This window comes from Polyangium jinanense (assembly GCF_028435365.1).
On record NZ_JAGTJJ010000031.1, the window covers coordinates 95,669 to 109,780 of the forward strand.

The following is a 14,112-nucleotide window of genomic DNA, read 5'->3' on the forward strand; positions in this document are numbered from 1 at the left end:
GGGAGAGGGGAGATGGCTACTTGATGTTCAGCTCCAGCGTCGTCGGCTGGCCATTTCGGATCACGTCCACGCGGATCTGGTTCGCCGACATCAGCCGCGCGTAGGCCTCGAGCGCGCTCTGCGGGTTCGTCATCTCGAACCCGTTGATGCGCTGGAGCTGATCGCCGTGCTTCAGCCCGATCGCGTCGAGCGCCGTGCCTTTGCGCACGCCCATGAGCTTCATGCCCGTCGTCTGATCGCCCTGCCGCGCCGGCACCACGCGCACCTTCTGCAGATACTCCGCCTGGTTCGTCAGGATCTCGTCCACCACCGTGCGGTCGATGTCGTACTGGTTCGGCCCCGTTTGCCGGATCCGCTCGGCGATGTGCGGCGGCAGTTGCCCCTTCGGCCTCTTGCCCGGCGTCGCCGGCGGCGCCGCTTGAGGCCCGTTCCCGTTCATCGGCGGCGTCATCCGCGGCGGCTCGTTCATCGGCGGCGGCCCCTGCATCGCCTTGCGCCGCTCCGTGTCGTGCACCTCGATCTGGCAGAACCGCCCCTCGCGCATCAGCCAGATCCGATCCGGCCCGATGTGCGCCACCTGGAAGCTGCCGAGCTGATCGCCTTGCCGATGCAGATGCACGCCCTCCGGCCCTGCGATCGCCGCGAACGACCAGGCGGGGTCCTCCTCCGACCACACGATCAGCGTCACCATGCCGACCTCGCACGGCGGATCGGCGAGCGGATGCGTCGGTAGAGGCCCGAGGGGCTCTTGCGGCACCAGCGGGCCCGTCAACGAGTCGAACGGATTGCGCTCGAGGATCACGTTTGCGCTCGGCCGGGCAGGCTCTTCTTCGTGATGCGCGGAGATCTTCGGCCCCGGCCGCTTCGTCACGGGGGCCTCGTCGATCATCGCCGCGCCTGCGAGGTAGCCGAGCCCCTTGGCCTGGAAATAGGCCGAAGCCAGGAGGAGCAGGCCCACGACAACCGGAAAATACCGCTTGAGCCACGCGTCGAGTCGCACCCCTCGCACCCGAGCGAGCGCCGTACCAGCGCTTGCTGGGCGTCTTGGCCTGGAAACGCGGAAATCGGGGGGCTCGGCGCGGCACCCTCCTGCTCGGCCCCGGCGCGCCCGTGCGCATCTTGCCCGGAATTTCCCGCTCGGATACGGTGGAGGTAGAGGCGCGGAACGGCGTGGAAATTCCTAACAAAAAGCCGATCGGTAAGATCTTGGTCCAGCAACGCGCGCTCTCCGAAGAGCAGCTCGAGCGGGCGCTGGAAACGGGCAAGGGCTCGGCCGTTCCCCTCGCGTCGCGTTTGACCGAGGCCGGCACGATCAGCGAGCTCGCCGCCTTGAAGGCGCTCAGCGAGCAGAACGGCGTGCCGGGCGTCGACCTCAAGCAGATCTGCTTGAAGCTCACCGACCTCGCGATCGTGCCGCGTCAGATCGCGCTGCAGCACAAGCTGCTCCCGGTGGTCGTGCGGGACGACAAGGTCCACCTCGCGATGGCGGCCCCGACGAACCGCAAGGTCATCGACGAGATCGAGTTCACCACCGGCAAACGCGTCTTCCCGTACGTCGCGCTCGAAGCCCAGCTCCTCAAGGTCATTCCGATCGCGTACGAAATGAAGGAGCGGGGCGAATCGCACTACGTCGGGCCGAACTGCCCGCCCGAGGTCCGCCGCAAGGCCGGCGTCCCGCTCCCCACGCGCACACAGGGCGGTGCGACCGAGGCGCCCTTCGAGGGCAGCGTCGTCGCGCCCGCGCCTACGGCGGCCGACGCCTCGCACGCCGCGATCCCGCCGCCGAAGCGTGTCACGACGCGCAACCAGATCGGCGCGATCGTCGACGACGCCATGCAACGCGCGGCCGCGGACGCCGACGTCTCCGACGCCGACTTCGGCAAGGCTCCGCGTGATCTCTCGGTCATCGCGGGCCCGGGCGCGCTCCGCCCGCCGCGCCAGCCGGGCAAACGCACCGTGCTCGTCGTCGACGACGAGGTCGAGATCCGCAACATCCTCCGCCTCGTCCTCGAGCAGCGCGGCTACCGCGTCCTCGAAGCCGATCGCGGCGAGGCGGCGCTGCGCATCCTCAAGGAGGAGGTGCCCGACGCGATCGTCCTCGACGCCATGCTCCCGGGCGAGCTGCATGGGTTCGACATCGCGCGTCAGCTCAAGGGTTCGGAGCGGTACGGGCACATCCCGATCGTGATCGTCTCGGCGGTGTACCGGGGCTGGCGGTTCGCGGAGGACCTCAAGGCGAGTTACAAGGTCGACGCGTACGTCGAAAAACCGTTCCGCGTGACGGACGTCATCGAGGCGCTCGAACGCGCGATCGAGCAGGGGCAGGGCAAGGCGGCGCCGGCGGATCCGGAGCGGATCTCGGCGGAGGCGGAGAAGAAGCTCGCGGCGGGGATCGCGGCGTACCAGGCCGGCAACTTCGACGAGGCGATCGGGTTTCTCCGCGAGGGGACGAAGATCGATCCGCTCGCGTACCGCCTGCACTTCCACCTCGGCCTCTTGCTCGGCAAGCGTGGCCAGATCTACGACGCGATCAGCGAGCTCGAAACGGCGCTGCGCATCAACGACCGGCATTTCCCGGCCCTGAAGAACCTCGCGGTCCTCTACCAAAAGGCTGGCTTCCGGAACAAAGCGGTCGAGATCTGGGAGCGCGCGCTGCGGGTCGCGCCGGACGAACCGACGCGCCAGTCCATCAAGGAAATCCTCGTCGGCCTGCTCTAGCCCTTGCGGCGGAGCTCCTCGACCCAGGCGCGGGCGGCGGCTTCGTCGGGGAACGACGCGATCGGAATGCGGCCTATCTCGAGCCCGAGCAGTCGGGTGGCGCGCAGGATCATGTCGGTCACCGCGCGCTGGTAGGGGTTCGCGCCGAACATCGCCGACGCGCGCATGGCGCCCACCGGGAAGCTCTTGAAGTTCTGCAACACCATCTCGGGCGCGTACCGCGTGAGCTCCGACAGGTCCGCCAGGTAGATCACGCCGCGCCCGATCCGCTTCGAGGTCCTGTCCAGATACGCCATCCCCGCGCGCACGTCGTCGGCGGTGACGGCGCCGATGGGCCGGCAGATGACGATGTCCGGCGGCTCGAACCGGATGGGATGGCGACCCAGGTACTCCCAGCCGTCGCTCGGCGTGTCCATCTCTTGATGTCTATCCTTTGCGGCGGAGCTCGTCGATCCAGGCGCGCGCCGAGGCTTCGTCGGGGAACGTCTCGATTGGCAGGCGGCTCATCGGTTGCCCGAGCAGCCGGATGGCGCGCAGGACCGCGCTGTTCTGCGTGCGCTGGTGGAAGTTCGCGCCGAAGATGGCCGTGCCCCGCAGGTACTCCATCGGGCTCGACTGGAAGAGCTGGAGCGACGAGGCGATCGAGTACCCCGTGATCTGCGACGAATCCCCCAGATAAAAGGTGCCGCGCCCGATCTGCTTGGCGATCGTCGCGTTGAAGTCGAGCACGCCGCGCACGTCGGCGGCCGAGATCCGTCCGATGGGCCTGCAAAAGACGATGTCCGGCGGCTCGAACCGTATGAGGTGGGATCCGACGTGACTGAAGCCGTCGCTCGACGTTTCCATCGGACGTCAGGGATAAATGGACCGCCGTGAAGCTTCAACGCGGGCAGCGCACCCAAGGCTCTGCGCCCGGAAGTTTCGCCCCGCGACCGAGTCGAGTAGACTCCGAGCCTCCGCGCGCGGCGTCAGTCGATGAACCTCTCTTGCCAGAAGTGCAAAGCCCCCTTGGACCCCGGCGCGACAGGCCGCGTGACGTGTGCGTCGTGCGGGCACGTGAGCTTCGTCCCGCCGCGCGCACCGGCAGGCCTTCCGCCCCGGCCCACCGGGATCGGCGCCTCGGCCGTCGGTCCTTCCGCGCCGCGCCCGATCGCGCCGCCGCGCGTGGGAAACGCGTTCGCGCCGGCCGCGAAGGCGCCCTTGCCGGTGGGAAACGGCTTCGGGGCGCCCGCGAACCCGATTTTTCAGGGGGAAACGGCTCCCGGCGCGCCCGAACCCGTTTTTCCGACAGAAAACGCGTTCGCGGCGACTGCGAAGGCGCCTGATCGGGTAGAAAACGCGTTCGTGGCGGCCGCGGAGACGTTTCCTACGGAAAAAAACGCGTCCGCAGCCGCATCCGACGCGCTCGACGTCCTCGAAGACCCCTTCGCCCTGCGCGACCCCTTCGCCGAGGCGCCCCAGGTCTCCCCCGGCGCGGCGACCACGAGCGATGCCGCCGCGACCCTCGTCCGCCCGGCCCTCGCGCCCGCCCCAGAGCCCCTCGAGCCCCCGCGCGCCCCGGCCACGTCACTCGGTACGCTCGCCCCCGAAATCCCAGACGACATCGACGAGGACGCCCTCCTCGGCCGTCGCAAGAAAGGCTCCCTCCACCCAGCCGCGCTCGCCCTGATCGCCGCGGGCGCCGTCTTCGGCGGGGTCGCAGCCTTCCTCCTCCTCCGCCCAGCCCCGCAGCCGACGCAGATCGTCTACGTGACGGCCTCCGCCAGCGCCGCCCCGACGACCCCGCCCTCGGCCGGTCCCACCACGGAGGCCACCGCCCCCGTAGGCGACCCCACCGAGGCCCCCAAGACCGGCGCCTCAGCGCGGCCCCTCGGCGGACCCTGGCCGCAGACGGCGAAGACCGGCACGCCAGCCGCCGCCATCGACATGTCCGGCTTCCAGGGCCCAAACGTGGCCGGCCCGACCGCCGGCACCACGGGCGGCCCCCAGACCGCCGGCGCGGGGCAGCTCTCCACGGGCGAGATCAGCGCCGTCGTCGAGGCAAACCGGCCCCTGGTCAAGCGCCGCTGCTGGCAGCCGGCCCTCGACGCCACGAAGGGGATGGGCGGCTCGTCGGCACGCGTGTCGGCCTCGATTGTCATCGCGCCTTCAGGGACGGTGCAATCGGTGAGCGCGAGTGGGGCAGAAAAGGATTATCCGGGCTTGTCGAGCTGCATCGCAGGCCGCATCAAGGGCTGGAAATTCCCAGCCTCCGGGGGCTCCACCCCGGTGAACATCCCATTCGTGTTCGCGGCGCAATGAGCCCGAACGACAAAACCGCTTTGATTTCCTGAGGAGAGGACGGTATCGAATCGCCATGACCGAACGAAAGATCCGCATCCTCGTCGCCAAGCCCGGCCTCGACGGCCACGATCGCGGCGCCAAGGTCGTCGCGCGCGCGCTACGAGACGCGGGGTTCGAGGTCATCTACACAGGCCTGCACCAGACGCCCGACATGATCGCCAGCGCCGCCATCCAGGAGGACGTGGACGCCGTGGGCCTGTCGATCATGTCCGGCGCCCACAACACCCTGTTCCCCGCCGTAATCCAGGCCCTCCGCGCCCGCGGCGCAGACGACATCGTGGTGTTCGGAGGCGGAATCATCCCCGACGACGACATCGTCCGGCTGAAAGAAGCCGGCGTGAAGGGGGTCTTCACCCCCGGGACCCCGCTGAAGAGCATCATCGACTGGGTCCACGAACACGTGGCCGCGTAGGCCGTAGCGCTGGGGTTTCACCCCAGACCCCGACCAGGGGTTGTCCACCCCTGGACCCGGACCAGGCACGGCCTGGACCGAAGGTGCATCGACCGCGATGCGGTCGATGCAAGCCTGCGAACTTCCTTCCTCCTCAACCAAAAGCCAAGGAAAGCGGTCTCGCCAAACGGCGCCGCTTTTTTGGCCATTTCCATCGTTATCGGTCTACCTGCGCACTCGTGCAGAGGCGCATCGGTTCCGGATCGTCCAGTGACCACCCGCGGGTCGATCCAGATCCCACCACCTCTTCCCACCAGAGCCTGGATCTCGCCTCCGACAGGCCGGTTCGTCGGGTCCGGGGTTGGTCTGGAAAGGTAGGAGAGGGGAGGACTCCCACCTTCCTTGGGATCCGCCAAACTCCACAAAAAATGCAAACTGTTGACACCCAAGGGCCCTCTCCGTAGCGTGGCGGTGCCCCGTGGGAGAAAGTGGCAAAGATGCCCATGACCCGGAGGGTACCTCCGGCGCGGGCGTCTCGTCCGGCCAGCGGGCACGAGCGGAGCCGACTCGGTGGGAACCATGTTTCGCGGTCATTTCGAGCACGCGATCGACGCGAAAGGGCGGACCAGCCTGCCCGCGCGCTTTCGCGACGTGCTCGAAGCCCCCGAGGGGCAGATCGCGCTGATCCTGACGCCCGCTCTCTTCGACCCCTGCCTGCACTGCTACCCGCTGCGCGCCTGGGAGGAGCTCGAAGCCAAGATCGCGGCGCTCCCCCAGTTCGAGCCAAACGTCGTCGCCTTCCGCCGGAAATACCTGTCGGCCGCAGTCGAGTGCGAGCTCGACAAACAAGGACGGATCCTCGTGCCGCCGTCGCTCCGCGAGCACGCGGATCTGCACAAGGAAGTCCTGTGGGCCGGGATGGGCGCGACAGCCGAGCTCTGGTCGAAGGAGCGGTGGAAGGCCGCCCAGACGATGAGCGAGGCCGAGCTCGCGAGCTTCAAGGCCGCGATCGCGGAGCAGTTCCGCCTATGAACGTGGTGAACGTCGTGCCGATGCGAGACAAGGCCCCCCCGCCCCCCGAGCCGCAAAAGGCGCCCCACGTGACCGTCCTCCGCCGCGAGGTGGTCGAGGCACTCGCGCCCGAAACAGGCGGCGTCTACGTGGACGCAACCCTCGGCGCAGGCGGCCACGCCGAGGCAATCCTCGAAGCAGCCCCAGGCTGCCGGCTCATCGGGCTCGATCGCGACGAGACAGCGCTCGCGCTGGCCAAGGAGCGGCTCGCTCCATTCGGCGATCGGGTAACGCTCGTGCACGGGCGGTTCTCGGACGTGGAGGACCACCTCGCGAAACTCGGCGTGGGTCCGGTGGACGGGCTCGTCGCCGACGTGGGCGTGTCGTCGATGCAGATCGATGACGCGACGCGCGGGATGAGCTTCCGCGCCGAAGGTCCGCTCGACATGCGGATGGATCCGTCGACGGGCGAGACGGCGCTCGAGCTGATCGAGCGGCTCGACGACGACGAGCTGGCGAACGTGATCTACCACTACGGCGAGGAGCGAAGGTCTCGCCGGGTGGCGCGCTGCATCAAGCAAGCGCTGGCGAACGGGGAACTGAAGACGACGCTGGATCTTCGCCGCGCCGTGGTGCGAGCCGTGGGGCCGTCACGCGTGGGCGGGGTCGATCCGGCGACGCGGACGTTCCAGGCGTTGCGCGTCGCGGTGAACGGCGAGCTCGACGAGCTGGAAGCGCTGATCCGCGCGGCGACGCGTGTCCTCAAGATCGGCGGCATCGTGGCGGTGATCTCGTTCCACTCGCTGGAGGACCGGATCGTCAAGCACGCGCTGCGCGAGGCGAGCGTGTGGGAGCAGCTCTGGAAGAAGCCGCTCGTCGCGTCGGACGAGGAGGTCGCGGGGAACCCGCGCGCGAGGAGCGCGAAGCTCCGGGCGGCGCGTCGCGTCGCGCTCGCGGGGGACGAGGTGTTCGCATGAACGAGCGCATGAAGCAGCGGCCGTTCCTCGCGCTCTGGTCGCTCGCGGTCGTCGCGAGCGTGGCGGCGTTCGTCGTGCACTTGGGCCTCCGCGGGAAGATCGTGGATCTCGGCTACAAGCTCGGCCGCGCGCGCGCCGAGCAAGGGCGCCTGCGCGAGGTGAAGCGCGTGCTCTCGCTGGAGGCGGCGAGCTACGAGACCCCGCAGCGCGTCGAGATGGTCGCGCGGACGCTGCTCGGCATGACGCCGCCGCCGCCGGAGCGCGTCGTCCCGGTGCGCTGGGTCGTGAAGATCCAGGACGAACAGGCGCAGGAGGGCGCGGCGCCGGATCCGGCTGCGACGGCCGCGGATCCCGCTGCCCCTGCGCCCGGAGGTTCTCCGTGAAAAACCTCGATCCCAAGCGCGCGCGCTGGATCCGCATCCGCATGGGGATCCTCTGCGGGATGATGGGCCTCGGGCTCGGCGTGATCGTGTCGGGCGCGCACCGCATCCAGGTCGAGGACGGGCAGGACTGGTACGACCTCGCCGAGCGGCAGCGTCAGCGGCGCCTGCACGTGACGCCGAAGCGCGGCACGATCTACGACCGCAACGGCGCGTCGCTCGCGGAGAGCGTCGAGGTGCCGAGCGTCTCGCTCGACGCGGTCGAGCTTCTGCGTGGCATCGAGGACCGCTACCTGCCGATGCGGATCCAGCAGTACGGCGAGCGCATCGCGCAGGCCTTGAACCTCCCGCAGGAGGAGGTCGTCGACAAGATCAGCCGTCGCCGGCGCTTCGTGTGGCTGAAGCGCCGCGTCTCGGAGGCCGAGGTCGCGGCCGTGCGCGCGCTCGGCGAGAAGAACCAGCGCTACCCGCTGCGTGGCCTCCAGATCGAGGGCGAGGGCCATCGGTTTTACCCGAACCGCGAGCTCGGCGGCCCGCTCATCGGGTTCGTCTCGCCGGACGGCGAGGGGCGCGAGGGCCTCGAGCTCGCGCTCGATCACGAGTTGCGCGGCAAGAGCTCCGAGGTGCGCGGTCTGCGTGATCGCTCGGGTCGTTTGATCTTCTCCGAGGGGATCGAGGACGAGGCCGCGCTCGCGGGCCACAACGTCTACCTCACGATCGACAAGGGGATTCAGTTCACGGCCGAGCGTGAGCTCGAGGCCGCGATGAAGACGTACGAGGCCACGGGCGGCGCGGTCGTCGTGGCGGATCCGTCGAGCGGCGAGATCCTCGCGATGGCGAGCGCGCCCGGCTACAACCCGAACGACTACTCGGTCGCCGACCCCGACGCGCGCAGGAACCGCTGCGTCGTCGATCGCTTCGAGCCCGGCTCGACGATCAAAATCTTCTCGATCGGCACCGCGCTCGCCGCGCGCAGCGTGAGCCCCACCGCCTCGATCTACTGCGAGGAGGGGAACATGGCGATCGACAACGTCGTCATCCACGACACGCACCCGGCGAAGTTTCTGAGCGTCACGCAGATCCTCAGTTTGTCCTCGAACATCGGGACGTCGAAGATCGCGCTCGGCCTCGGCGAGCAGCGGCTCTACGAGGGCTTCCGCCGGTTCGGCTTCGGCGACACCACGGGCATCCCGTTCCCCGGCGAGAGCATGGGTGTCTTGCGGCCGCGCGGCAGGCCGTGGGTCTCGGTCGAGACGGCGGCGGCCTCGTTCGGTCAGGGCATCAGCGTGACCACGCTGCAGCTCACGATGGCGATGGTCGCGATCGCGAACGGGGGCAAACTCCTCGAGCCCGTGCTGATCAAGCGCGTGACGGACGGCGGGGGCACGATGCTCTCGGAGACGCAGCCGCGCGTCAGGCGCGAGGCCGTGTCGGCGACGGTCGCGAAGATGATGTCGGAGATGCTCGTCGCCGTCACCGAGGGCGAAGGCACGGGCGTCGAGGCCGCGATTCCAGGCTTTCGTGTCGCCGGGAAGACCGGGACGGCGCAGAAGATCGACCCGGCGACGGGGCGATATACGGACACGCACTATGTCGCCTCGTTCGTCGGGTTCGTCCCGGCGGACAAGCCGCGTCTCGTGATCTCGGTGGTGCTCGACGAGCCGCTCGGCGGCACCTACGGCGGTGGCTCGGTCGCGGCGCCGGTGTTCCGTCGCATCGGCGAGATGGCGCTGCGTTACCTCGGTGTCACACCTCGCGGCAGTGTGCCCATGAAGCTGAGCGAGGTTTCGGAGCGAGCGAAGGTCGGGGATCCGGCGACGAGTACGTACCAGGTCCTCACGGAGGCGCGCGCGGCCGTGGCTCCGATCACGGCAGGCGTCGTGACGCCGTCGGCGCCGATGAAGAGCGGCGAGACGCGTGTCCCGGATCTGACGGGACAACCCGTGCGCGAGGCGATCCGCGCGGCGAGCGCGGCGGGCCTTTCGCCCACGGCGTTCGGCACGGGCCGCCTGTCGCGGGCCGAGCCGCCCGCGGGGACGGTGCTGCCCAAAGGTTCGACGGTGAAGCTTTTCTTCGAGCCCTCGTCATGACGAACGAAAGGACGAACGAAGAGCTCCTCCACCCGCGGGAGACGAGCGAAGGCGCGCCGCCGTCCTGCAAGCAGGCGAAGCTCGGCCGCAAGCTCGGCGATCTCGTGAACGAGATCCCGGGCGCAAAGCTCGCCTTCGGGGATCCGAGCGTCTTCATCACGGGCGTGCATCACGACTCGCGGCGTGTCTCCCCGGGCGACCTTTTCGTCGCGCGGTCGGGCGCGCACACGAGCGGCGAGCGCTTCGTGGTGGACGCGATCGGACGCGGCGCGAGCGCGGTGCTCACGGCGTCGGGGGCGAGCGTCGAGACGAACGGCCTGCCGCGGATCGAGGTCGTGGACGTGCCGAGCGCGCTCGCGTACGCGTCGGCGGCCGTGTACGGGCACCCGACGTTCGCGCTGGAAGTCGTGGGCGTTACGGGGACGAACGGCAAGACCACGACGACGCACCTCGTGCAGGCGTGCCTCGCGGCCGCGGGACAGCGGCCGGGGATCGTGGGCACGCTCGGGTATCGGTTCGGTGATCTCGACCTGCCGTCGACGCACACGAGCCCCGAGGCCGACGAGCTCGCGCGGATCGCCGCGGCGATGCACCTGCGCGGCGCCTCGCACCTCGTGATGGAAGTGTCGAGCATCGCGCTCGCGGCGCGTCGCGTCGAGGCCGTGCGCTTCCGCGTCGCGGCGTTCCTCAACCTCACGCAGGATCACCTCGACTACCACGGCACGATGGAGGCCTACGCCGAGGCGAAGGCGCGCCTCTTCGTCGACCTCGGACCCGGCTCGGCGGCGATCAACGTCGACGATCCGTTCGGTGCCGAGCTCGTGAAGAGGCTCGCGCCGCGTGGTTTGGCAGGACCGTCGTCGTCGACGATCGCGCGGTTTTCCACGCGGATCGGCATCTCGCCGGACGAGGCCGACATCGCGCCCGTCTCGGTGGAGCACACGTCGTCGGGCATCTGGCTCGTGGCGCGGACGCCCGCGGGGCAGCTCTCGATCCGGTCGCCGCTCGTCGGCGCGCACAACGTGCAGAACCTGCTCGCGACCGTGGCGATCTGCTGGCTTCTGGAGATCGACCTCCACGCCGCGGCGCGTGTCCTCTCGGGGACGATCCGCGTGCCGGGGCGGCTCGAGCGTTGCGACGATCCGACGCGGGACGACGTCATCGTCCTCGTCGACTACGCGCACACGCCGGACGCGCTCGATCGGGTTCTCCAGAGCGTGCGCGCGTTCGGGCAGGGTCGCGTGCACTGCGTTTTCGGCTGCGGCGGCGATCGGGATCCGAAGAAACGCCCGCTCATGGGCGAGGCCGTGGCGCGTGGCGCGGACGTCGCGATCGTCACGAACGACAACCCGCGCAGCGAGGATCCGCGCGCCATCGCGGACGCGATCCTGCCGGGGCTCGCGGGCGGGAAGGCCACGGTGCGCGTCGAGCTCGATCGCGCGAAGGCCATCGAGCATGCGGTGCTCGATGCGGCGCCGGGCGACGTCGTGCTCGTCGCGGGCAAGGGGCACGAGCCCTACCAGATCATTGGCGCGGTCACGCTGCCGTTCGACGATCGGGTCGAGGCCGAGCGCGCGCTCGGGCTGCGTCGCGCGGCGCGGGGAGGGGCCTGACATGGGCACGCCCATCCCCACGAATCATGCCTTTTTCCAGGCCCTCGATCTGATCCAGATCGTGCAAGGCGACGTCCTCTACGGCCGCAGCCTCTTCCTGCTCGGCTCGGTGCAAGGCGTCTCGACCGACACGCGCACGATCGTGCCCGGCGGGCTCTTCGTGGCCCTCAAGGGCGAGAGCTTCGACGGGCACGACTACCTCGCAGAGGCCGCGGAAAAAGGCGCACGCGCGGCGCTCGTGGAGCGGCCCGTCGACGACGTCCCGGGCCTGACCATGTTTCGCGTTCGCTCGACGATCGACGCGCTCGGCGCGCTCGCGCGGGCCCACGTCGACGCGTGGCGCGCGCGCGGGAAGGGCGACCGCAAGATCGTCGCGATCACGGGTTCGGCGGGTAAAACCACGACGCGTTCGGCGACGGCTGCACTCCTCGAACGCCTCTTCCCGGAGGCCGTGCACGCGACGCGGGGCAACTTGAACAACCAGGTCGGCGTGCCGATGGTGCTGTTCGGGCTCGACAGGCAGCACAAGTACGCGGTCGTCGAGATGGGCATGAACAAGCCCGGCGAGATCGCGTCCCTCGCGGCGATGGCCCAGCCGGACGTCGCGATCGTGACGCTCGTCGCGGCTGCGCACGTCGAGGGGTGCGGCTCGATCGAGGGCGTCGCGCACGAGAAAGGAGCGCTCTTTCGCGCGCTCTCGGAGAGCGGCGTCGCGATCGGCAACGGCGACGACGCGCGTGTCGCAGCGGAGATGGCAAGTTCGCCCGCGACGCGCCGTGTCCGTTACGGCACGGGAGACGGGCTCGATCTGCGGATCGTCGAGCGTCGGCCGGACGGTTTTTCCTCGTCGCGCGTCACGCTCGCGCGCCCGGACGGCTCGTCGTTCTGGTTCCGGACCCCGCTCATCGGCGAGGCCGGCGCCTATGCATGCGCCGCGGCCGTGGCGGCTGCGGAGGCCCTCACGGGGGAGCACGTGACGTCGCTGATCGCCGAGGAAGCGTTCTCCCTCGCGGACGTGGGCGGCGGCGGCGGTCGCCTGGTTCCGCGCCTCCTCGCCCGCGACGTCATCGTGATCGACGACAGCTACAACGCGAATCCTGCTTCGTCCTCCGCGTCGATCCGCACGGCGGCCGAGCTCGCGCGTGACGCGGGTCGCAGGCTCGTGCTCGTGCTCGGCGCGATGTACGAGCTCGGCCACGAGTCGCCGCGCGGACACGACGACGTCGGCCGCGTCGCGGCGGCGAGCGGCGCGGCGCTCGTCTTCGCGGTCAATGGCGATGCGCGTCGGATCGCCGATCGCGCTGCGGAAGCAGGTGTTCCTGCGAGGTTCTTCGAGACGAGCGCTGACGCGGCCCCGGCCGTCGCGCTCGCGGTTCAGCCTGGGGATCTGGTCCTCGTGAAGGGTTCGCGCGGCGTCGGGACCGAGCGAATCGTGCGTGCCCTCGCGGAGGTTCCGTCGTGATCTACGAGCTCTTCTACCCGCTCAAGTTTCATTACAGCTCGCTCTCCTGGCTGAACGTCCTCCGGTACATCCCGTTCCGGACCATCATGGCGACGATCACCGCCATGATCCTCACGTTCGTGCTGGCGCCGTGGTTCATCCGCGAGCTCCGGCGCAAGCAGATCGGGCAGGTCGTCCGCAAGGAGGGCCCCGAGACGCACAAGGTCAAGGCGGGCACGCCGACCATGGGCGGCGCGCTGATCCTGCTCTCGCTGCTCCTGCCGACCGCGCTCTGGGCCGACCTGCGCAACCCCTTCGTCCTCGCGACGACCGCGGTGACGGCGGGCTACGGCGTCATCGGCTACCTCGACGACTACCTCAAGATCAAGCGCAAGAACACGGGCGGTTTGCCCGGACGGTACAAGCTGATCGGCCAGGTCCTCATCGGCGGCTCGGCCATCTCGTACACGTTTCTTTTCACCTCCAAGCTTCCGGCCGACTGGGCCGAGATCAAGACGCGGCTCGCGCTCCCGTTCGCGGCCTTTTCGAAGCACTCGATCGATCTGCCGGTCTGGTTCTACGTCCCGTTCGCGGTCTTCGTCGTCGTGGCCTGGTCGAACGCCGTGAACCTCACCGACGGCCTCGACGGCCTCGCGATCGGCCCCGTGATGATCAACGCGGGCACGTACCTCATCTGGTCGTACGTCGCGGGCGCGACCATCGCGAACTTCTCACTAGCGAACTACCTCGACATCCCGAAGATCGCCTCCGCCGGCGAGCTCAGCGTCTACTGCGGCTCGGTCATCGGCGCGGGCATCGGGTTCCTTTGGTACAACACCTACCCAGCCCAGGTCTTCATGGGCGACGTGGGATCGCTGGCCCTCGGCGGGGGCCTCGGCATGCTGGCGATCTTCACGAAGAACGAGCTCTTGAGCGTCCTGCTCGGCGGCGTCTTCTTCGTCGAGACGATCAGCGTCATCGCGCAGGTGACCTCGTTCAAGCTCACGGGCAAGCGCGTGTTCTTGATGGCGCCGATCCACCACCACTACGAGAAGAAGGGGTGGGCGGAGCCCAAGATCATCGTTCGCTTCTGGATCATCTCCATCCTCCTGGCGCTGGTCTCGCTGGCGTCCATGAAGCTCCGGTGA

At 69.2% G+C, this 14,112-nt stretch carries 13 protein-coding genes; 10 read left to right on the forward strand and 3 right to left on the reverse strand.

All coding sequences use genetic code 11. The features are described from left to right. Positions 1 to 16: 16 nt before the first annotated feature. Positions 17 to 1,000 carry a type II secretion system protein GspC gene (gene gspC / locus KEG57_RS35175; RefSeq protein WP_272459228.1) on the reverse strand — a complete coding sequence of 328 codons (984 nt, stop codon included), beginning with the start codon at positions 998 to 1,000 and terminating at the stop codon, positions 17 to 19. Between the two features lie 170 nt (positions 1,001 to 1,170). Between gspC and KEG57_RS35180 the strand changes: the two genes are divergently transcribed. Beyond that, positions 1,171 to 2,718, forward strand: coding sequence for a response regulator (locus tag KEG57_RS35180; RefSeq protein ID WP_272459229.1), 1,548 nt, complete (start codon positions 1,171 to 1,173; stop codon positions 2,716 to 2,718). Here KEG57_RS35180 and KEG57_RS35185 read toward each other — a convergent pair. Further along, positions 2,715 to 3,134 carry a SpoIIAA family protein gene (locus KEG57_RS35185; protein ID WP_272459230.1) on the reverse strand — a complete coding sequence of 140 codons (420 nt, stop codon included), beginning with the start codon at positions 3,132 to 3,134 and terminating at the stop codon, positions 2,715 to 2,717. The two genes, KEG57_RS35180 and KEG57_RS35185, sit on opposite strands and share 4 nt — an antisense overlap. Positions 3,135 to 3,144: 10 nt before the next feature. Beyond that, positions 3,145 to 3,564, reverse strand: coding sequence for a SpoIIAA family protein (locus tag KEG57_RS35190; RefSeq protein WP_272459231.1), 420 nt, complete (start codon positions 3,562 to 3,564; stop codon positions 3,145 to 3,147). Positions 3,565 to 3,693: 129 nt separating this feature from the next. Between KEG57_RS35190 and KEG57_RS35195 the strand changes: the two genes are divergently transcribed. The 9 genes from KEG57_RS35195 to mraY all read left to right on the forward strand — a co-directional run bounded on the left by KEG57_RS35195 (position 3,694) and on the right by mraY (position 14,112). Then, positions 3,694 to 5,019, forward strand: coding sequence for an AgmX/PglI C-terminal domain-containing protein (locus KEG57_RS35195; protein WP_272459232.1), 1,326 nt, complete (start codon positions 3,694 to 3,696; stop codon positions 5,017 to 5,019). 55 nt (positions 5,020 to 5,074) lie between these two features. Next, on the forward strand, positions 5,075 to 5,473 hold the full coding sequence (locus KEG57_RS35200; protein ID WP_272424977.1) for a cobalamin B12-binding domain-containing protein: 399 nt from the start codon (positions 5,075 to 5,077) through the stop codon (positions 5,471 to 5,473). 558 nt (positions 5,474 to 6,031) lie between these two features. Next, on the forward strand, positions 6,032 to 6,484 hold the full coding sequence (gene mraZ, locus KEG57_RS35205) for a division/cell wall cluster transcriptional repressor MraZ (protein ID WP_272425002.1): 453 nt from the start codon (positions 6,032 to 6,034) through the stop codon (positions 6,482 to 6,484). Further along, positions 6,481 to 7,440, forward strand: a complete 960-nt coding sequence (gene rsmH, locus KEG57_RS35210) for a 16S rRNA (cytosine(1402)-N(4))-methyltransferase RsmH (RefSeq protein WP_276074163.1) — start codon at positions 6,481 to 6,483, stop codon at positions 7,438 to 7,440. The genes mraZ and rsmH overlap by 4 nt, the downstream gene beginning before the upstream one ends. Beyond that, positions 7,437 to 7,823: a cell division protein FtsL gene (locus tag KEG57_RS35215; protein ID WP_272424978.1), complete on the forward strand. Its 387-nt coding sequence runs from the start codon at positions 7,437 to 7,439 to the stop codon at positions 7,821 to 7,823. The genes rsmH and KEG57_RS35215 overlap by 4 nt, the downstream gene beginning before the upstream one ends. Next, entirely contained in the window at positions 7,820 to 9,910 is a 2,091-nt protein-coding gene (locus KEG57_RS35220) for a PASTA domain-containing penicillin-binding protein (protein ID WP_272424979.1), read from the forward strand. Before KEG57_RS35215 ends, KEG57_RS35220 begins: the two co-directional genes overlap by 4 nt. After that, a complete protein-coding gene (locus KEG57_RS35225; RefSeq protein WP_272424980.1) occupies positions 9,907 to 11,523 on the forward strand; it encodes a UDP-N-acetylmuramoyl-L-alanyl-D-glutamate--2,6-diaminopimelate ligase in 1,617 nt (538 codons plus the stop codon). The genes KEG57_RS35220 and KEG57_RS35225 overlap by 4 nt, the downstream gene beginning before the upstream one ends. Position 11,524: 1 nt before the next feature. Then, positions 11,525 to 12,985 carry a UDP-N-acetylmuramoyl-tripeptide--D-alanyl-D-alanine ligase gene (locus tag KEG57_RS35230; protein ID WP_272424981.1) on the forward strand — a complete coding sequence of 487 codons (1,461 nt, stop codon included), beginning with the start codon at positions 11,525 to 11,527 and terminating at the stop codon, positions 12,983 to 12,985. Next, positions 12,982 to 14,112, forward strand: a complete 1,131-nt coding sequence (mraY, locus tag KEG57_RS35235) for a phospho-N-acetylmuramoyl-pentapeptide-transferase (protein WP_272424982.1) — start codon at positions 12,982 to 12,984, stop codon at positions 14,110 to 14,112. The genes KEG57_RS35230 and mraY overlap by 4 nt, the downstream gene beginning before the upstream one ends.